Origin of the sequence: Streptomyces polyrhachis (assembly GCF_042663125.1) — a bacterium.
GTDB lineage: Bacteria > Actinomycetota > Actinomycetes > Streptomycetales > Streptomycetaceae > Streptomyces > Streptomyces polyrhachii.
The window spans coordinates 39,928-59,652 of record NZ_JBHSZO010000006.1 but is presented as its reverse complement, the minus strand read 5'-3'; the positions used below and the strand labels follow the sequence as shown (position 1 = coordinate 59,652).

Below are 19,725 nucleotides of genomic sequence, written 5' to 3'. Positions count from 1 at the left end.
CCGCCCTGACCTGGGCGTTTCTCCCGCATCTGACCCGTTGTCAGTGGGTGGGTGCACGATGGTGGGCACGTGGACAGCGGTGTCGACGCTGTCCTCCCGGTCCTGGAGGTGGATCGCCATGTCGGATGTGCTGCTCGCCGTGGGTACTCGCAAGGGGTTGTTCCTGGCCCGGCGCCGGGAGGGGCGCTGGGAGCTGGACGGCCCGCATTTCAACGCGCAGGCGGTGTACTCCGTCGGCATCGACACGAGCGGCGCCGCCCCGCGCCTGCTGGTCGGGGCGGACAGTGCGCACTGGGGGCCCTCGGTGTTCCACTCCGACGACCTCGGCGCGAGCTGGCAGGAGCCGGCCCGGCCCGCCGTCGCGTACCCGAAGGACACCGGCACGTCGCTGGAGCGCGTCTGGCAGCTGCAGCCGGGCGGCCCCGCCGCGCCGGGCGTGGTGTACGCGGGGACGGAGCCGGGCGGGCTGTTCCGCTCCGAGGACCGCGGCGAGAGCTTCGAGCTGGTGCGCCCGCTGTGGGAGCACCCGACGCGTGAGCGGTGGGAGCCGGGCGGCGGCGGCCTCGCCGTGCACACCGTGGTGCCGGACCCCCGGGACGCCGGCCGGGTCACGGTGGCGGTGTCGTCGGGCGGGGTGTACCGCACGCAGGACGGCGGTGCGAGCTGGACCCCGTCCAACGCGGGCGTCAAGGCGGTGTTCTTCCCCGAGGGCAGCCAGTTCCCCGAGTTCGGCCAGTGTGTGCACAAGGTGGCGCAGGACGCGGCCGATCCGGACCGGCTGTACCTGCAGAACCACTGGGGCGTCTACCGCAGCGACGACGGCGGCGAGAAGTGGACCGACATCGGCGCGGGCCTGCCCTCCACCTTCGGCTTCGCGATGGCCGCGCACCCCCACCGGGCCGACACCGCCTACGTGTTCCCCATCGAGGCCGACTCCGACCGCGTCCCGGCGGGGCACCGCTGCCGGGTGTACCGCACGCAGGACGCGGGGGCGACCTGGGAGGAGCTGGGCGCCGGCCTCCCGGACGAGGAGCACTACGGCACGGTGCTGCGCGACGCTTTGTGCGTGGACGACTGCGATCCGGCGGGGGTCTACTTCGGCAACCGCAACGGGGAGTTGTTCGCGAGCGCCGACGACGGCGAGAGCTGGCAGCAGCTCGCCTCCCACCTGCCGGACGTGCTGTGCGTACGGGCCGCGGCCGTCTGAGTCCCGCCGCCCGCACCGGACTGTCGGAGCAAGCCGTTAGGGTCAACGACCATGGCACGACCACTGCACGAGATCGTCGAAGCGGGCTGGGCGAAGGCCCTGGACCCGGTGGCCCCGCGCATCGCCGCGATGGGCGACTTCCTGCGCGCGGAGATCGCCGCGGGCCGCACATACCTGCCGGCCGGCGCACACGTCCTACGCGCCTTCCAACAGCCCTTCGACGAGGTACGGGTCCTCGTCGTGGGCCAGGACCCGTATCCCACTCCAGGGCACGCGCGAGTTCCAAGATCTTTGTATCCGGAACGGAATGCTAGCAGTCATGATGACGGCGCACGAGTGGGTGGACCACTGGACGCGTAGAGCACCCGATCTCCCCGACGACAAGCTGCACCGACTCCTGGAGGCGCTGGACGAAGCCGCCCAGGAGGAAGGGCGGTAGCCGTCCGGGAAGCCTCCGCACGAGCGGAGGCTTCCCGCTCTTAGCGTGCGGAGGAGCTTGCGCTCAGGGGAGCTGCCAGTCGACCGGCTGCGCCCCCTGCCGGACCAGGAACTCGTTCGCCCGGCTGAACGGACGCGACCCGAAGAAGCCGCGGTCCGCCGACATCGGGGAGGGGTGCGCCGACTCGACCGCCGGCAGATCCCCCAGCAGGGGACGTGCGTTACGGGCGTCGCGCCCCCACAGGATCGACACCAGCGGCTTGTCCCGCGCCGCAAGGGCACGGATAGCCTGCTCGGTCACTTCCTCCCATCCCTTGCCCCGGTGGGCCCCCGGACTGCGGGGGGCGGTGGTCAGAGCCCTGTTGAGCAGGAGGACGCCCTGCTGGGTCCAGGGCGTCAGATCCCCGTTGGACGGACGCGGCACCCCGAGGTCCGACTGCAGCTCGCGGAAGATGTTCTCCAGGCTCCCCGGCAGCGTGCGCACGTCCGGCGCGACGGCGAAGCTGTGGCCTATGGCCATCCCCGGGCTCGGATACGGGTCCTGACCCACGATCAGGACCCGTACCTCCTCGAAGGGCTGCTGGAAGGCCCGCAGGACATGCTGCCCCGCGGGCAGGTACGTACGGCCTGCGGCGATCTCCGCGCGCAGGAAGTCACCCATGGCGGCGACCCGCCCGGCCACAGGTGCGAGAGCGTCGGCCCATCCGGCTTCGACGAGTGCGTTCAATGGTTGTGCTGCCATGATCTTCACCCTACTGGGCTGCTCTGACATGCGAACTGGGCAGCATCAGCGCGGCGGTCAGGATGCGCGGTGGCTTCGCCGACATCTACTGCTGCTGGTCGAGCAGTGCGAGGCGCTTATGAAGACGTATGTCCGGTTCGGCAGCCTTGCGGCGGAGATGCTCGGAGGATTCCTTGGGCTTCTCGCCCTTCCGTTCCCTCTCCGAAGCCGCTGCGGCATCGGAGAGGAGCCGTTCGGTTTCCGAGGTCAGGCGCCTGGTCACCAGTTCCCGCGTCTTGGTCAACTCTGCCAGTCGGCGAGGCTGGATCTCGGCCACAGTTGACCGGTGAGGGACCGCCCGGTCCCGCCGCAGAGGTAGGCTCAGCCCTGGCCATAGAGTGGTTCCCGCGCGTGTGGAAGTGGTCCCTAAATTGCGCCCTTCGGTTGTGCGCACAGTGCGGTCCCCGCGGATGCGGGGGTGACCCCGATTGGAGCGGTAGGCGCCCAGAGCCCCCACCGTGGTCCCTGCACATGCGGGGTTTATTCAGGCCGACGTACGGTCATCCAAGATCGAAAATGCATCAGAGTCGTGAGGTTGACGTCCTCACACCTTTACAACTCTCCGCAAGATCCCATCCGCGGACCAGAGTTCGACAGGATGCTGACTCGCGGGCTCCCTAATCCAAACGATTGGAGTTGAAGTCGAGGAGGGGCTGTCATATGAGTATCTCGATGACGTCACCTGGCAGCTCCATGGAGGGCTACGCTGCTCCTGCATGGCGGACAGCTCACACTAAAAACGGCCGGGCCCGCCATGGATCCTCGTGTGCGCGAGGAGGGCGAACCCGGCCTGTCCTTACCGGCTAACGAACCAGAAGGAACCCACCTATGGTAGCAAATAGCCCCAGCTCAGGGGGCTCCTCCGAGTCGCCCACCACCTTGTATGCGGTGGTCGCAGCGATCGTCGCGTCCTGCCCGACCTCCCCGTCTCCCCAGACACTGCTGGCGTGGGGCGGGGTCCTGATCGTCGTGGTGCTGGTCGCACCGAGACTCAAGCCCGCTGCTGACTGATCCAGCTCGCCGACGCCGTGAGCGAATTGCGGCGTCGGCCGGCTGGGCTTGCCGACGAGCCAGGCGGCGTCGATGCGCGCTCGCCACCGATGACCAACCTGACGGCCGGTCACCGAAAGGGGGCAGATATGTCTGATGCAGACGCGGTTCGAGGAACAGCAACCCAGGCAACCACCTTCGCTCACCTGTCCTCGGCAGCCCGGACCGCATGGGCGAAGCACAATCGGGACGATGACGATTGGCTGCCCCTGTGGCGGCACATGGCAGACAGCGCCGGAGTCGCAGGGAAGCTCTGGGACGAGTGGCTGCCCGCCAACGTCAAATCACTGATCGCCGAGGGAGCACCGGGGGGTGCAGAGGGTGCTCGGCGGCTGGTTGGCTTCCTCGCCGCAGTTCACGACATCGGCAAGGCAACCTGCGCGTTCGCCTGCCAAGTTGATCACCTCGCCGAGGGTATGCGCGACGCCGGGTTGGACATGCGATCTGCCGCCGGATACGGTGCCGACCGCCGCCTGGCGCCACATGGGCTTGCGGGTCAGCTCCTGCTTCAGGAGTGGCTCGGAGCACGGTACGGAATGTCATCACGAGTGTCGGGTCAGTTCGCGGTGGTGGCGGGAGGGCATCACGGTACGCCCCCGGACCATCAGCAGATCCACGATCTGCAAGTCAGGCCTTGGCTACTGCGCCACCCGGGGGCCGCGGACGACGTATGGCGTTCTGTCCAGGAGGAGCTGCTGGACGGGTGCGCCGAACTGGCTGGCGTCACAAACTCGTTGGATCAGTGGGCCTCCGTCCGCCTGACTCAACCGGTGCAGGTGCTCCTGACCGCGATCACCATCGTGTCGGACTGGATAGCCAGTTCCGCTGAGCTCTTCCCCTACGATCCGGATTCCTGGGCCCCTGCCGGACCGACCGGGGAGGCTCGGCGTCTTCGCGCGGCGTGGGAAGGTCTGGATCTCCCCGGACCGTGGGCCCCCGCGATGCCGTCGCAGACTGCGGAGGCGCTGTTCGCCGAACGCTTCGACCTCCCCCCCGACTCACAGATCCGACCGGTGCAGACCGAGGCTGTGCGGCTGGCACGGGAGATGCCGGTTCCGGGGTTGCTGATGATCGAGGCACCGATGGGGGAAGGGAAGACCGAGGCCGCCTTCGCGGTCGCGGAAATACTGGCCGCGCGGAGCGGAGCCGGCGGGTGCCTGGTAGCGCTGCCCACTCGCGCCACGGGCGACGCGATGTTTCCCCGGCTTCTGAAATGGCTGGAGCATCAGCCCGCCGAAGGGTCCAGGTCGGTGGTACTGGCTCACGCTAAGGCGGCTCTGGATGAGGTGTGGTCGGGTCTGTTGCGTCGCGGGCGGCGCACGATCGCCGCCGTCGAGGTCGATCGGTCGGAGAAACTAAGCGGTGTGCGCTCATCCCGCGCCGAGCCCGCTGCGCTGCAGGCCCACCAGTGGCTGCGTGGCCGCAAGAAGTCCTTGCTTGCCTCGTTCGCGGTGGGGACGGTCGACCAAGTGCTGTTCGCCGGTCTCAAGAGCCGGCACTTGGCACTGCGGCACCTGGCAGTGGCCGGGAAGGTCGTCATCATCGACGAGGTTCACGCTTACGACGCGTACATGGGCCGTTATCTCGACCGTGTTCTGGAGTGGTTGGCGGCCTACCGTGTCCCGGTAGTCATATTGTCAGCGACGCTTCCCGCCGAGCGCCGGCGCTCGCTTGCGGCCAGCTATGCGGGTGTAGCCCCGGCGGTCGACGCGGTACAAACGCCTCCCGGCGCCTATCCGCTGATCACTGCTGTCGCGCCGGGGCATCCGGTCATGTACGCGCAGCCTCCCGCCGCCTCGGGACGCCGCACGGAAGTGTGGATACAGCGGCTGGACGATGGTCTGGATCATCTTGCCGACCGGTTGGAGCAGGAGCTTCGGGAAGGCGGTTGTGCACTGGTGGTGCGCAACACCGTGCAGCGTGTTCTCGATGCCGCGGAGGTGCTACGGAACCGCTTCGGAGCGGAGCACGTCACCGTCACGCATTCGCGTTTCCTGGCCGCCGACCGGGCAGCCAGAGACGCGGAACTCAGAGATGTCTTCGGCCCAACGGGAAAACGGCCCGAAGGTCCGCACATCGTAGTGGCCAGCCAGGTCGTGGAGGTCTCGCTCGACGTCGATTTCGACCTGCTGGTCACCGATCTGGCACCGGTCGACCTGATACTCCAGCGACTCGGACGACTGCACCGTCATCCACGTACGCGACCGCCCCGCCTGGCCTCCGCCCAGTGTCTGGTGACCGGAGTCGACTGGGAGGGCGATCTGCCGCAGCCCGTACGCGGCTCCGTGGCGGTGTACCGCCGCCACGCCCTCCTCCGGTCCCTGGCCGTACTCGGCCCCCATCTGGACGGCACGCCACTGCTGCTTCCCGACCACATCAGCCCGCTCGTCCAGACCGCCTACGGTGAAACACAGGTCGGCGAACTCACCTGGGCCAAGGCCCTCGAATCAGCTCGCATCGAGCACCTGACGTTCCTGGCCGACAAGCGCCAGAAGGCGGAGGCGTTCCTGCTCGGACCCGTGAAACGGGCGGGGCGCCCGGTCTATGGCTGGCTCGGGCCCAACGCGGGCGACGCCGAGGACGACCGGACGGGCAAAGCACAGGTGCGAGACAGCATGGAGAGTCTGGAAGTGCTGGTCGTACAGCGGCTGCGAGACGGCTCGCTCACTACGGTGCCGTGGCTGACGCGTGGGCGGGGCGGCCTGGCGCTACATCTCGACTTTCCTCCGGACCGGCACACCGCGGAAGCGGTGGCCGCAAGTGCGCTCACCCTTCCTCGACTGCTCACCCATCCGGGGGTGATCGACCGCACCATCGAAGAGCTGGAACGCTTCCTGGTGCCGGCCTGGCAGGTGAAGGAATGCCCGTGGTTGGCAGGCGAGTTGCTGCTGATTCTCGATGAGGATTGTCAGACCCGTCTGGCAGGCTTCGATCTCGTGTACAGCAAGGCCGATGGTCTGCGCGTGCAGAGCGGCCGGAGAGCCTCCCGTACCACCACGTCGCCATCGGGTCCGAAGGAGACGATGGGAGCACCAGATGAGGGAACAGCGGCTCACGCGGGTCTCGCAATGCCTTCGGAGCGGGGTGAGCAGGCGGTGAGCGCTGAGCCCGCCGTTCCGCCGGGGCCGCCGTCCTTCAATCTCGTCACGTCCCCGTGGCTTCCGGTCCAGCGGCTGGACGGAAGCCTGGTCGAGATGTCGCTTGCGGAGCTGTTCGACCAGGCTCGCGAGGTCCAACGTCTCGTCGGCGATCTGCCGACCCAGGACTTCGCCCTGCTGAGAGTGCTTCTCGCGATCCTCCACGATGCTCTGGATGGACCAGAAGAACTGGACGACTGGGCACAGTTGTGGGAGTCGGACGATCCGTTCGCCCCGGTCCGCACATATCTCAAGCAGCAAGCAGGCCGCTTCGATCTGTTCGACGCCGAAGCGCCCTTCTTCCAGGTTGCGGGACTCCGAACGGCGAAGGACGACATCGCTTCTCTCAACAGGCTCGTGGCAGATGTCCCCAATGGTGATCCGTTCTTCACCATGCGCAGTTCCGGCGTCGATCGCCTCTCCTGCGCCGAGGCGGCGCGCTGGCTCATTCACGCGCATGCTTACGATCCGTCTGGGATCAAGTCCGGGATGGTGGGTGACTCCCGGGCGAAGGCCGGGAAGGTGTACCCGCTCGGTGTCGGCTCGGCAGGCGGACTCGGCGGCCTCTTCGCTGAGGGAGGAACCCTGCATGAGACGCTGCTGCTCAATCTGATTGCCCGGGACGAGGGCATCGTCGACAGCGGTCAGCCCGGAGACCACGACGTGCCGGCTTGGCGGCGACCTCCGGCGAGTGCGTCCGCGGCTGATGAAGCGCGCCTTGCGCGCGGGCCCGCCGGCCTGCGCGACCTGTACACCTGGCAGTCACGGCGGGTCCGTCTGCAGACGGACGGCGAGGCCGTGACCGGAGTGGTGCTGGGATACGGCGATCCGCTGACCGCGCAAGCGCACTGGAAGCTGGAGCCCATGTCGGGCTGGAGGCGCAGCGCGGCACAGGAAAAGAAGAAGGGCAGACCGGTGATCTACATGCCGCGTCAGCATGATCCGAGCCAGTCGGCCTGGCGGGGTCTGGGGGCTCTGCTTCCGGCGCGACGCACCGGTACCGAGGACACGGGACGCGGCATTCCCGAGTCCCTGACGGCGGGCATCGTGTCCTGGTATTCGATGCTCATCACGGAAGGTGCCATCGATCAGAGGTCAATGATTCGGCTGCGGCTGGTAGGCGTCGTCTACGGCACTCAGCAGTCAGTCGTGGACGAGGTCGTGGATGACTCGGTAGTCCTACCCGCGGTCTTGCTGCACGAGGAGAATCCGGCTTTCGCCGCCACCGCTGTCGCCGCCGTGCACGACGCACAGAGCGCGGTGACGGCGTTGAGTCAATTGGCAGGAAATTTGGCCCGCGCTGTCGGTTCCCAGCCCGATCCGGCCGGCGAAACAGCTCGCGACCTGGGTTTCGGGGCGCTCGACGGCCTCTACCGGAAATGGCTTGTGACCCTTGTTCCGGGTGTCGACCCCTACCAGGCCCGCGAGAGCTGGCAGAGCATTGTCCGGAACGAGGTCGCCGGGCTCAGCCGGGCTCTGCTGGACTCCGCGGGAAGCACCGTCGCCGAGGGTCGAATCGCCGATATTCCTGGCATGGGACGCCGGTGGGTGAATGACGCCCGCGCGGAGGTCTGGTTCCGGCGTCACCTCCATCGCGTGCTGCCCCCACCGCCTCACAACTCGAAGGAGGGTAACTGAGTGTCACCCACCAGCGCACCACCACCCGAAACCGCCCCGCGCGACGATTCGAACAGCGGTCTGCGCCGACCGCCTCTGCGTACCTCTGGACTGGCGACGGCAAGCTGTATCAGGCGTCTGCAATCTCGCTATCGGCGTGATGAGTCCAGCGCCGTAGCAGCGCTTGCCCGTCTTCGCCGGGGTGTCGGGAAAACGGCACACGAGGCTCCGGACAGTTGGGGCACCGATGGCCTCGAAGAACTGGCCACGATCCGCGAGCAGGAGGCTTCCCTCCGCGAAACTGAGCCCGGGAACCTCGCCGAGGTTCCCTCCCCGTCCTCCAGGACGACGCGAATGAGCGAGCAGCGCCAACTTCAGGAGGAGAAGGCGGTATTCCTCGCCGTCACCCTGTGGGCTGTCCACCAGCAGTCCGTCAAGGATGACAATATGCACGCGGATGCCTGGGGGCTGGGCCGGTCGGTCCGGCAACTGATCCAGGAACGACGGCCGCAGGCCGAGGGGACGGAGGCACGTCCGCTGACCGTCTCCGCTCTGGAGATGAACGAGACGCTGCGCAAGCGGTTCGTGCGCATCGGAACCTCCACCTCCTTCGAGATGCTCAGCCTCAGACTGCGTGAGGTCGTGCTGCTGCTACGGGACGCCCGTATCCCTCTGGACTACGCCCGCCTGGCCGATCAGGTGTGTGCATGGCAGGACGTCTCCCGGCAGGCGGAGGTTCGCCGTGCCTGGGGCCGGGACTTTCACGTGTCCGCTCGCTACAGCACCGGGGGTAAGTCCGCTTCCGAGGAGTAGAGCCGCCCGGGCCGAGTCCTCATCCTGCGCCAGCAGGCCGTCTCGGGCCTTTCATCTGTGCTCTCCCGTATCAGCTCCAAGAACCGATCCCGAGGGGAATTCCGTTGACCCGCACCATTCTCGACGTGCACATTCTACAGTCCGTGCCGCCCAGCAACCTAAACCGCGACGACACCGGAACACCCAAGTCCGCCCTGTTCGGTGGGGTCCGCCGCGCTCGGGTCTCCAGTCAGGCGTGGAAGCGCGCGACGCGCACGGCGTTCAGTGATCTACTCCCCCCGTCGGAACTCGGCGTCCGCACGAAGAAGGTCGCCGAGGCGCTGGCGGAGCACATTACCGCGCTGCAACCATCTTTGCGCGATCAGAGCACCGCAGTTCTGGAGCTGGCCGCCGAGGTGATGCGAGCCGCCACCGGCTCCAAAGTTGAGGAACCGAAACGACGTGGAAAGTCCGTTTCGGGCGATGAGCAGGGCCCGAGTCCCGAATCTCCGTACCTGATGTTCCTCAGCGAAAGGCAGTTGGACAGCCTCGCTTCCCTCGCTCTTGAGAAAGCCCCTGAAGGTGACGCGGAGTCCTTCAAAGAAGCCGCCAAGAAGACCGATTTCAAGACACGCGTCCGTCAGGCCGTCGACAGTCGTCATTCCGTGGATATCGCACTCTTCGGCCGCATGGTCGCCGACTCGCCGGGGCTCAACATCGAGGGTGCTACCCAGGTGGCTCACGCCCTCAGCGTGCACCAATCGGAATTCGAATCGGACTATTACACCGCCGTGGACGACCGGAACAGGGAAGACGAGTCCGGCGCGGGAATGATCGGTTCCATCGACTTCAACTCGGCGACGTTCTACCGCTACGCCGCTGTCGACATCGACGAGCTGCACAGGAACCTCGGCTCCGGGCTCCAGGAGGACATGGAGTTGACCACCCCGGTGCAGAAGGCGGCGAGCGCCTTCCTCGAAGCGTTCATCACCTCGCTGCCGACTGGGAAGATCAACAGCTTCGGCCACCACACGCTGCCGGCGGCAGTGATCGTCAAGATCCGCTCCAAGCGCCCCATCAGCTTCGTCGGGGCCTTCGAGAAGCCTGTGCTCCGAGGAGAGCACGGAGGCTACGTCGAAGAGAGCTGCCGTCGTCTCGCCGCCTACGTACCCGACCTGGAGCACCAGTACGGAGTTCCCGACGCCGAACCGAGCTGGGTCTTCCGCGTCGGCGCGGAGACGCAGGCACTCGAAGGCCTCGGCGAGGCGGTGACCCTGAAAGTGCTGATGCAAGCCGTGGAGGACACCGTCGCCGCCCGCTTGAATGCGAAGGGGTCCACGTCGTGACCGTGCTGCTCCTGCGTCTGGCCGGCCCCCTTCAGGCATGGGGGTCCGCTGCCCGATTCGCACGTCGCAGCACCGAGAACGCGCCCACCAAGAGCGGCGTCATCGGCATGCTCGCCGCCACACTGGGCCGGGCCCGGAGCGAGGACGTCTCCGACCTGGTGTCACTCAGGTTCGGAGTGCGGATCGATCAACCCGGCACACGGATACGCGATTTCCACACAGCCCACCACTCCGACTCGGGCAAGGCCATGCCCCTGTCGGAGCGGTTCTACCTCGCGGACGCGGTCTTCCTCGCAGCGGTGGAAGGCGAAGCACATCTACTCCAGCAACTCTACGAGGCGCTTCTCTCACCGTATTTCCTGCCGTACCTCGGCCGCCGCTCCTGCCCGCCGTCACGGCCCATCACCGTGGGCCCGCCCCAGGAGACCACCCTAGAACAGGCCCTGCGGGAGACCGAATGGCAGGCGGCCGACTGGTACGCCAGCCAGAAGGGCACACATTCCACTCCCGGAATACCCGCGGCGGGCCAGGACCTGGACATCCTGATCGACTGCGCGCCCAGTGAGGCACCCGACGTCTCCCTGCGCGACACACCACTGAGCTTCGACCCACGCCACCGCCGGTTCGCGCCGCGCGGCGTGCGGGGCAGCCGAACCGCCCCGCCACATGACCCGACAGGCATGCTCCCGCCGGCCACAGATCCACCTCCCGGGCCCCCGTCTCCGGGGATCACCAACGCCACCTCACCGGAATCTGGACTCCCGAGGATCTACTGATGTATCTCACCCGATTCCGCTTCAACACCGCTCGCTCCGGCGCGCGGCGGCTACTGGGGTCGCCTCATCTCCTGCACGGCGCCGTGAACATGTCGTTCCCCCAATTGCCTGCACGCGATGCCCAAGGCCCCCGCGTGCTGTGGCGCGTCGACCGCGACAATCAGACCCAGACCCAGCTCTACATCGTCAGCCCCTCCCGCCCTGACCTGACACATCTCGTCGAGCAGGCGGGCTGGCCCACCCTTGACGAGCCAGGTTGGGCCACCTTCACCTACGGAGAGTTCCTCGAAGCGCTCGGCACAGGCGACACGTGGGCCTTCCGGCTCACGGCCAACCCGGTGCACAACATCCGTCTTCCGCAGGACGCGCCAGGAGACCGCACCCGCCGCACCGCGCATGTCACACCCCACTACCAAATGCGATGGCTGCTGGAGCGTGAGGGGAAATCAGGCTTCGAGGTGCTCCGCAAGCCGGCCGACAAACAACTGACGCAATCAGGGGACGAGCACGAACTGATCGTCCGCGATCAACGTCCTCTCCAGTTCGGCGGGAGCATCAAGAATCAGCGACGCAATGACGTCCGTCTGATACGGGTCACGTACGACGGACGCTTGCGCATCACGGATGCGGACGTCTTCCGGCGCACGCTCACGCAGGGACTCGGAAAAGCCAAGGCCTACGGATGTGGACTGATGACGCTCACCCCGGTGAGCACACGGTGAGCACCGCCGGCCGCCGGCCGGCCTCCACTCCCCGTGAACTCACCAGAGTCGAGGACCGTCTGTCCTTCGTCTATCTGGAGCGGTGCACGATTCACCGCGACGACAACGCCATCACGGCAACCGACGCGGACGGTGTGACCCATGTCCCCTCCGCTGCCATCGGCACTCTGCTCCTGGGACCCGGCACACGGGTCACCCACCAGGCCATGGCACTGCTGGGCGAATGCGGCGCCGGCGTGGCCTGGATCGGCAAACACGGCGTGCGGTTCTACGCAGGCGGACCCGCACTGACCCGATCGTCCAGGCTGGCCGAGGCCCAGGCATCGGCATGGGCGAATGCGCACACGTCTGGAAGTCGCTCGCGGAATGTACCGCCTCAGGTTTCCCGACAAGGACCCTGCCAGCCGATCCCGGCAACAGCTCCTCAGCATGAAGGGCCACCGCCTCAAGGACTGCTACCGCCGCGAGTCCGTCCGCACCGGCGTCCGCTGACACCGTCGGGAGTACCACCAGGACGACTTCACGGCAGGCGATCCGCCCAACCAGCCACCACCGCCGCCGCCCAGTGCATGTACGGCGTCGCCCATTCCGTCGTGCCCGCCCTGGGCTGCTTCCCCACTCTCGGCTTCGTCCACTCCGGCCACGAACGGTCCTTCGTCCTGGACATGGCCGACCTGTACAAGACGGAAATCGCCATTCCCGCGGCCTTCGATGCCGCCACCCAGGCACGGAAGACATCGCCTCCCGCACTCGCAGGGCGCTATGCGACCGCATCAACCGAACAGGACTGCACGACCGTTGCGTCGAGGACATCACGAACCTGCTGGGCTACACCCGAGCTCGCGCCTCGGAAGAGGCGGACCGCGATCGCATGACCCTCCAGTCGGACAGTGGGTCACACCTTGAAGGCGGGTGGAACTACGGCACAGACGAGCCGATCTGGTGACCGTCATCGTCCTTGCCAACTGCCGCGGAGGTCCGAAAGCGGCGCCTCCTGCTCCTGGCCGCGCTGGCCCGTACGGTCCTCAAGCGCGACCTGCTGCCGATGGAGCACACGGCGCTCGACCTCGCCATGGACCTGGTCGTCGCCGAATCCGATGCCAGTGGGACGGTTCCGCTACTCGGCGAGATCGCGTACGCCCTCGCCTCACCCGAGCGCCTCGACCGAGCCCTGGGCGAGAAGACCGGGCGCATGGGGAGCGCCGCGCAGGATCTCGCGCACGCCCTTCGCCGCCTGGTGCACGGTGACCTGAGTGGCATGTTCGACGCCCCCTCCACCGTCACCTTCGACCCGACCACGCCGATGCTGTCCATCGACCTCTCCCGCCTCGGCAACACCGGCGACGACACCGCCCTCGTCCTGGCCATGACCTGTGCTCGGCCTGGATGGAAAGCGCCCTCGCAGACCCCGACGGCGGCCGGCGCTGGGTGATCTACGACGAGGCGTGGCGCGTAATGCGCCACATCGGCCTGCTGGAGCGCATGCAGTCCCAGTGGAAACTCTCCCGAGGACTCGGCATCGCGAACCTGATGATCATCCACCGCCTGAGCGACCTCCTCAGCGCAGGCGACGCCGGCTCACGCGGCCGAGTCCTCGCCGAAGGCCTCCTGGCCGACTGCTCCACCCGCATCATCTACCGCCAGGAACCCGACCAACTCACCACCGCAGCCACCCTGCTGGGCCTCACCGGCGTCGAGACCCAGGCCGTGGCCGCCTTGACCAAGGGCCGCGGGCTGTGGAAGGTCGCAGGCAGGAGCTTCGTCACCCAGCACGTCCTCCATCCGGTCGAGCGGGAGCTGTTCGATACGGACGACCGTCTTCAGACACCGCCGTGTTCACAAAAACTGAAGCACCTCGGATGTCAGTAGCAGTGGTTGGGCCAGTGTGGGTCCTCCCAGCGGGCGGAGCCGGTGAGTCCGATGAGCCGTATCCGGTGAAGCAGTTCCTCTGGAACGCCCTGGGCTTGAAGCCGCGCAGGGGTGTGGCGGACCAGCCAGGCCGCAAGCTCGGTGCGCAGGGAAGCTGCGTCATCCCAGGCATCCCACGGAAGTTGATCACCCAGCAGGTCGTACTCCCAGTGCGCAGCCGCTTCGGCCAGGTGCCGGTCGGCAACGCGGTGTTCGAGCGCCTCCCAGGTGTTGAGCCAGGGGCTGAGCGTGGCAGATGCCTCGGCACACAGCGCGAGGAGTTCATGCACCGGGACCGCGGGATCCGATTCAGCGAGGGCGTGAGCCCACCAGGCGCGCAGGAACTCCCACACCGCCGCGCTCTGGTGCGCGGGCCACTGCTGCCAGTGGCCGCGAGCGAACGAACGCCCGACCTCATGCATGCCGAACAGGGGTTCCACGAGGCCGTTGACCAGCGCCCTGGCGAACTGCGGCAGGATACGGCGTAACACCGCGCCGTGGTCGTTCCAGTCGGGGGCGGCCCAGGTGCGCCGCAGAAGGTCAGGGTCGAGCACCACATCCGGGACCTTCAATTGCGCGAGCTCTTCTTCGCTGCCCCAGTGGCAGTCGCACTGGATCTCGTCGCTGCGGGCGGTCATTCCGCGAAAGGTGACGTCCAAGCTGTCCAGAGCACGATCGAGTCGCAGCCGCGTGGGAGTGTCGTCGAGGTTCATCGTTGTCGGCACAGCCTCGGTGGGACTCCAGGCGGCTTCCGCCAACCGAAGATCACAACGCTACCGGGTCTCACCTCTCTCTGTCTTGACCTCTCTCCTGGCCGCTTGCGATGGCCCGACAACCAGTCACAAGATCAGCAACGGATTCCCCGTGCTCCAGGTAGAGGGTCACGCCGTTCGCGCGGGCGTGGGTTGCGGCGGTGATGCGGCGGGCGAGGCGGGGGATCGTGAGGGTCGGGAGCTGGTCGGTGGGGTGGAAGTCGTAGCTGCGGAGTTCGTCGGCCTGCAGTGTGATCCGCTGGCGGTGGTCGGTGCTCAGGCGGCCGCCGTCGAAGAGGTAGAGGATCTTGTCTCCCTCGCGCGGATGGGGGGCCCAGTCCACGACGAGGAGGGGGCCGATGGGGGGTTTGATGCCCAGCTCCTCGTGGACTTCGCGTACGCAGGCTTGGAGGGGCGATTCGCCCTGCTCGACGTATCCGCCGGGGATCTCGCGGTAGTCCTTGTACGACGGCTCGACGAGGAGGACCCGATCCGCCTCGTCGAAGAACAGAGCGCCGGCCGCCATGCGGGGGTGGGCCATCTTCGCTTCGTGCTCGTTGTCGCTCACGGGTGGGACTTTAGCCGCCGGCCACGATGCGGAGTCTGCGGGCCAGGTCTGCCACGGGGCGCGACGGGCGTCCTCTGGTACCGCGTATCCAGCCGATGACCAGTTCTCGGCTCATGTAGTGGTGGCGAACCTGCTCGGGGGCGTCCTGTTCGGCTTCCAGCAGGATAGTCAGGGCTTCGTCGGTTCGGTTCCAGGCGCTCAGCGCTCTGGCGACTTCGAGGCTGTGCCGCGCACGTCGCTCCACCGGCATGCCGCTGGTGTCGATCCGTGGTCCGAGGTCCGCGGCGATCTGGATGTCGCCGAGTTCGCCGGCGGCGGCTACGCGGTGGATGGCCACGTTGGTCGGACCGAAGGCTGTCCACAGGTGGTTGGCGTCGGTGCTGAGTCGCTGTGCGGTCTCGTCGGCCTCGCGGAGGAAGGTCCGCGTGTGTGCCCGGTCTTCCGATCGTGCGGCGGCCATCGCGCCGGTGAGGAACAGCGCGCCGTACACCGAGAGGTACTCGTCGCTCGCACTGCCCAGTTCGGGCTGCATGACAGCGGCCGCGTCGTTGACCATCTGGATCGCTGCGGTGGAGCGTCCAGTGGCCAGGAGGCAGTGCGTGACCGCGCGGAAGAGGGAGGCGGTGACCTCGCTTCGGCCGCTGTGCTGCGCGGCTGCCAGACCGCGGTCGGCGGCGATCCACGCCAGTTCGCTCTCACCGACCTTGCCCAGCACCATGGCCGCGCCGTGGTAGGTGAGGGCGAGTAGTGCATGGGCTTCCTCCCCCTCGCGGCCCGTGTAGGCGCGGGATGCGGCGAGTGCGTCGGCCAGGACGAGGGGGAGGCGTCGGGTGGCGAGGCCGTAGCGGGAAGCCTGGTAGGCGTCGAGGACCTCGCCCACGTGCGCGCGAAGGTCCTGCAGAGCGGGTGGTTCCTCATCCCCTGCACCTCCCAGCAGGGGCGTGAGCTGCTTGTAGTCCATGAGTGCTGCGCGCAGCGCGGGGACTGTGCGGTGGCCGCTGTCGGTCGACCATTCCATGAGGGTGGGCTCGGCGAGCAGGTCTCCGAGGGAGACGTCGAGGGCTTCGGCGAGCGCGGTGATGACGGAGAGGCGGTCCAACGCGATCCGATTGTTCTCCGCCTTGCTCAGCCAGTCCGTGGTGCGTCCGACGAGGCCGGCCAGGACCTCTTGGGAAAGGCCGCGGCGGCGCCGGTACCAGGCGACGCGCTCGCCGGTGGTCAGGTTCTCTGTCATCCCTCGCATGGTCTGAGCATCACCTCGTGGCCGAAGTGGACCCCGGAAGGTTTTTCCGGGGTGTCCCCGGGCGCTCTGGCTACTGTCGCAGCAGACCGAGAACACCGCCGGAGGATGCGCACAACTCGCTTCGAATCCACCGGCTTTGGCTATGGCTCCCGTCCGGCCCACCCTCCCCCTTACAGGCAGAGAGATCGGAGTTCGCCATGCACAAAACCATGCTGCACGAAGGGATGGTCGCAGCGTGATCGGGACGAAGGAACACATCGGTCCGGATGACTGGTCCGCACGGCAGATCGCCTACTACCGGGCGCGGGCCGCCGAGTACGACGACGCGTACGGCAGCCGTATGGGCATGCTGCGCCTCGCGAAGGTCGTTGACACGTTGCCGGTCGGTGGCGATGTCCTGGAGCTTGCCTGCGGTACGGGGCAGTGGACCCGGCTGCTTTCGCCCCGGGCTCGCAGCCTGACCGCAGTGGACGCGGCGCCGGAGATGCTCCGCCGGGCCCGAGATCGCATGCGGGGTACCGCGACGCGCTTCGTCGAGGCGGACGTCTTCGGCTGGGAGGCGGACCGGCGGTACGACACCGTGTTCTTCGCCTTCTGGCTCAGCCATGTGCCGCCCGTGGAGATGAAGCGCTTCTGGGACGTACTCGGATCCGCACTGGCCCCCGGCGGTCGCGTGGTATTCCTCGACGACTCGCCGGTGAAGGCGGAGATCGAGGAGACGGTGTACGAGACTCCCGTACCGACCGTGCAGCGCACTCTCTCGGACGGCTCCCGTCACCTCGCCGTGAAGGTGTTCCGCAGCGCCGCCGCACTCACCTCCCAACTGAACCACCTGGGTTGGGACGCCCGCGTCGAGGCGGTCGACGCGTTCCACCTGTCCGGGGTGGCCCGTCCCCGGGAGGGCGCGTGACCACCGTTAACGGCTACGCGTCCCGGCCGAGTGTCCGCGCCGGCGAGGTGGCGCACCTGCACATCGCCACCAGCGCCCCGCACTTCCACATCGACTTCTACCGCTGGGGAGCCGTGCCGCAGCATATGGGGCACGTCGAGTGGCCCGGTCGCGCTGCCGCTCCCGGACGCTTCGATGCGGACTGGCAATGGCCCGTATACGAGTTCCTCGTTCCTCGGCAGTGGCGTTCCGGGGTGTACATCGCGGTGTTGGGCACAGAGCGCGCGTCCGGGGTGCCGCCGCTGGATGCCCGGGAGGGGCGCATCCTCCTGGTCGTCACCCCCTCCGCACCCTCCGGCCGCAGGGTCCTGTACAAGGTCCCGACGTTCACCTACCAGGCGTACAACACGGCGGGCGGCGGGTGCCTGTACAGCGCCGCCCAGGTCACGACGCGCCGCCCCGGAGGCGGTGTCGGCGGGCCGGTGAAGGGGCTTTCGGACGCGTACGACCCCTCGTCGCCCCGGCAGACGTTCGCGCACTGGGACGCCCTGTTCATCGCCTGGCTGGAGCGCAACCGGATCGAGGCCGACTACTGCACCGACCTGGACCTCCACAAGGGTCTACTCCTGCGCGACAGATACCGCCTCCTGGTCGCCGCCGGTCACGACGAGTACTGGAGCGCCGACCTGCGACGCCACGTGACCACCTTCCGGGACGCCGGCGGCCACCTCGCCAACTTCGGGGCCAACACCTGCTGGTGGCGCGTCGATGTCGCTCCGGACGGGACCGGGCTGTCCTGCGACAAGTTCCCGCCCGGCGCCCCTGCCGGCACCGACCCCGACCGCTCGTACGGATGCCCGAACCACTGGTGGGAGTCGGATCCGGAGAACGCGCTGCTCGGCGTGAGCTACCGCAACGGGGGCGGCCACTGGGACGGCGCCCGTAGGCCTGCGGGGTTCACCGTCACGGACGCGGGCCACTGGGTGTTCTCCGGTACGGGCCTGAGCACCGGCGACGTCCTCGGGCGCGACGGGGCGCTGATCGGCTACGAATGCGACGGCGCGGCCTACGAGTACGACGACGCAGGCCACCCCCGTCCCACCGGCCGGGACGGCACCCCGGAGGACTTCGAGATCCTCGGCATCGCCGAACTCCCCCCGGACTGGAACTTCGCCGCCCGGGAGCCGACGCCCAGCCTCCGCGCGGCCACGCTCGGCCTCTTCACCGCCGGCGGGACGGTCTTCACCGCCGCCACCACCGACTGGGCCCGCCTCCTTGCCACCGACCCCCGGGTCGCCACCGTCACCCGCAACGTCCTCACCCGGCTCTCCTGACCGAAGGGATCGTCGTGTTCGGAAACGCAAACGTACGGCCGCTCAGCGTGATCATCGGTGTCAACGGCATCGGCATGGGGCACACCGTCCGGCAGAGCGTGATCGCCCAGTTCCTCCGCGACCGCGGGCACCACGTCCGGATCGTCACCAACGGGGTCGGCCGAGCCGAGTACTTCCGCGACCTCGGCTTTACCGCCTGGGACGCCTGGATGCCGACCCTGCTCGCGCGCGGCGATCGGATCCACGCGCGCGACGCCGTGCGCGCGAACCTCCGGCAGGCACCCGCAGGCCTCCTCCGCCATCTCCAACTTCGCCGGGCCGTCCGCAACAGCGGCGTCCCGGACGTGTTCGTCACCGACTACGAGCCCAACACCCCGCGTCTCGCCTATCACTTCGACAGGCCGCTCATCTCCATCGACCAGCAGAGCAAGTACCGGCACCTGGACCTTCCCGTCGTCGGCCGCTACGCCCGCACGGCTGACGAGCAGCGGCTGCGGTACTTCGCTCCGCGCGTGGACCGGTCCTTCATCTGCTCCTACGTCCCGCTGGACGCCGAGGGGCGGCAGGTGGAGTTCATCGCCCCGGTCGTTCCCGATGCCGTCAGGTCGGCGCCGACCACCATCGAGCCCCTCGCGACGGCCTACTTCTCCCGCTACTTCGACCACGGTCCGCAGGAGTCAGTCCGCCAACTGGCCTCGATCTTCCGCCAGTCCGTCCCCGACCGGAAGCTACGGATCTACACGCAGCCGTCGGAACTGAGGTCGCTGCGCGGGTACGCCGACGCCCGGGTGGAGGTCCGCGCCTTCGATCGCGAGGCGTTCATCGCGGACATGGCCCGCTCCGAGGCCGTGTTCTCCAACGCCGGCTTCAACCTGATCAGCGAGGCCCTCGTCCTCGGCAAGCCGGTCCACCTCGTCCCGTTACCCACGTACGACCAGCACTGGTGCGCCCAGGTCGTGGACGAGGCCGGTTTGGGTACGTCGGCCCCGCGCATCGAAGCGCAGAGCGTCCTGGACTTCCTCGCGCGCGCCCGGTCGCTGCGCGACAACGTCGTGCGCCACCGTGACCTGCACCTCCTGGCCGATCCCCGGGAGCGCATCGCCGCGTACCTGGAGAGCAGGTCGACGATCGATGGGCCGATGCCCGCTCCGGTCGCGGGGTAGGC

The 19,725-nt window shown here is 67.9% G+C and carries 14 protein-coding genes and 3 pseudogenes; 12 read left to right on the top strand and 5 right to left on the bottom strand.

What is annotated here, in order from left to right; translation table 11 throughout:
- The first annotated feature begins 118 nt into the window (after window positions 1-118).
- Together ACFQLX_RS05575 and ACFQLX_RS05570 are read left to right on the top strand one after the other, a co-directional pair.
- The gene (locus ACFQLX_RS05575) at window positions 119-1,207 is read left to right on the top strand and encodes a WD40/YVTN/BNR-like repeat-containing protein (protein WP_386412601.1); all 1,089 of its coding nucleotides are present in this window, start codon (window positions 119-121) and stop codon (window positions 1,205-1,207) included.
- Between the two features lie 51 nt (window positions 1,208-1,258).
- Window positions 1,259-1,483: pseudogene (locus ACFQLX_RS05570) on the top strand (uracil-DNA glycosylase); the annotation flags it as partial.
- A 226-nt stretch (window positions 1,484-1,709) separates the two neighbouring features.
- Here the strand turns inward: ACFQLX_RS05570 and ACFQLX_RS05565 are convergent.
- Window positions 1,710-2,387, bottom strand: a complete 678-nt coding sequence (locus tag ACFQLX_RS05565; protein ID WP_386412599.1) for a uracil-DNA glycosylase — start codon at window positions 2,385-2,387, stop codon at window positions 1,710-1,712.
- 85 nt (window positions 2,388-2,472) lie between these two features.
- Complete coding sequence (locus tag ACFQLX_RS05560; protein WP_386412596.1) at window positions 2,473-2,703, bottom strand: hypothetical protein; 231 nt, start codon at window positions 2,701-2,703, stop codon at window positions 2,473-2,475.
- An 862-nt stretch (window positions 2,704-3,565) separates the two neighbouring features.
- On the opposite strand from ACFQLX_RS05560, the gene casA reads away from it, so the two are divergent.
- The 7 genes and pseudogenes from casA to ACFQLX_RS05525 all read left to right on the top strand — a co-directional run.
- A complete protein-coding gene (gene casA, locus ACFQLX_RS05555; protein ID WP_386412593.1) occupies window positions 3,566-8,251 on the top strand; it encodes a type I-E CRISPR-associated protein Cse1/CasA in 4,686 nt (1,561 codons plus the stop codon).
- Window positions 8,252-9,043 (top strand): type I-E CRISPR-associated protein Cse2/CasB, encoded by a 792-nt coding sequence (gene casB, locus ACFQLX_RS05550; RefSeq protein ID WP_386412591.1) that lies wholly within the window; start codon window positions 8,252-8,254, stop codon window positions 9,041-9,043.
- A 104-nt stretch (window positions 9,044-9,147) separates the two neighbouring features.
- Window positions 9,148-10,368 carry a type I-E CRISPR-associated protein Cas7/Cse4/CasC gene (cas7e, locus tag ACFQLX_RS05545; RefSeq protein WP_386412588.1) on the top strand — a complete coding sequence of 407 codons (1,221 nt, stop codon included), beginning with the start codon at window positions 9,148-9,150 and terminating at the stop codon, window positions 10,366-10,368.
- Complete coding sequence (cas5e, locus tag ACFQLX_RS05540) at window positions 10,365-11,144, top strand: type I-E CRISPR-associated protein Cas5/CasD (RefSeq protein WP_386412586.1); 780 nt, start codon at window positions 10,365-10,367, stop codon at window positions 11,142-11,144. The genes cas7e and cas5e overlap by 4 nt, the downstream gene beginning before the upstream one ends.
- A complete protein-coding gene (gene cas6e / locus ACFQLX_RS05535; protein ID WP_386412584.1) occupies window positions 11,144-11,866 on the top strand; it encodes a type I-E CRISPR-associated protein Cas6/Cse3/CasE in 723 nt (240 codons plus the stop codon). Before cas5e ends, cas6e begins: the two co-directional genes overlap by 1 nt.
- A pseudogene (gene cas1e / locus ACFQLX_RS05530) lies at window positions 11,863-12,812 on the top strand (type I-E CRISPR-associated endonuclease Cas1e). Before cas6e ends, cas1e begins: the two are co-directional and overlap by 4 nt.
- A gap of 27 nt (window positions 12,813-12,839) precedes the next feature.
- Window positions 12,840-13,735, top strand: a pseudogene (locus ACFQLX_RS05525) (ATP-binding protein); the annotation flags it as partial.
- Here ACFQLX_RS05525 and ACFQLX_RS05520 read toward each other — a convergent pair.
- The 3 genes from ACFQLX_RS05520 to ACFQLX_RS05510 form a co-directional block, all read right to left on the bottom strand.
- On the bottom strand, window positions 13,729-14,487 hold the full coding sequence (locus tag ACFQLX_RS05520) for a hypothetical protein (RefSeq protein ID WP_386412582.1): 759 nt from the start codon (window positions 14,485-14,487) through the stop codon (window positions 13,729-13,731). The pseudogene ACFQLX_RS05525 and the gene ACFQLX_RS05520 overlap by 7 nt on opposite strands.
- 70 nt (window positions 14,488-14,557) lie before the next feature.
- Window positions 14,558-15,094 (bottom strand): NUDIX domain-containing protein, encoded by a 537-nt coding sequence (locus tag ACFQLX_RS05515; protein WP_386412580.1) that lies wholly within the window; start codon window positions 15,092-15,094, stop codon window positions 14,558-14,560.
- A gap of 10 nt (window positions 15,095-15,104) precedes the next feature.
- Window positions 15,105-16,328 (bottom strand): helix-turn-helix domain-containing protein, encoded by a 1,224-nt coding sequence (locus ACFQLX_RS05510; protein WP_386412577.1) that lies wholly within the window; start codon window positions 16,326-16,328, stop codon window positions 15,105-15,107.
- A 244-nt stretch (window positions 16,329-16,572) separates the two neighbouring features.
- Between ACFQLX_RS05510 and ACFQLX_RS05505 the strand changes: the two genes are divergently transcribed.
- The 3 genes from ACFQLX_RS05505 to ACFQLX_RS05495 are packed head-to-tail and all read left to right on the top strand — an operon-like array spanning window position 16,573 to window position 19,723.
- Window positions 16,573-17,247 carry a class I SAM-dependent methyltransferase gene (locus tag ACFQLX_RS05505; protein WP_386412575.1) on the top strand — a complete coding sequence of 225 codons (675 nt, stop codon included), beginning with the start codon at window positions 16,573-16,575 and terminating at the stop codon, window positions 17,245-17,247.
- On the top strand, window positions 17,244-18,560 hold the full coding sequence (locus tag ACFQLX_RS05500; protein WP_386412573.1) for a N,N-dimethylformamidase beta subunit family domain-containing protein: 1,317 nt from the start codon (window positions 17,244-17,246) through the stop codon (window positions 18,558-18,560). The genes ACFQLX_RS05505 and ACFQLX_RS05500 overlap by 4 nt, the downstream gene beginning before the upstream one ends.
- A gap of 14 nt (window positions 18,561-18,574) precedes the next feature.
- Window positions 18,575-19,723 (top strand): glycosyltransferase family protein, encoded by a 1,149-nt coding sequence (locus ACFQLX_RS05495; protein ID WP_386412570.1) that lies wholly within the window; start codon window positions 18,575-18,577, stop codon window positions 19,721-19,723.
- Window positions 19,724-19,725: the final 2 nt, after the last annotated feature.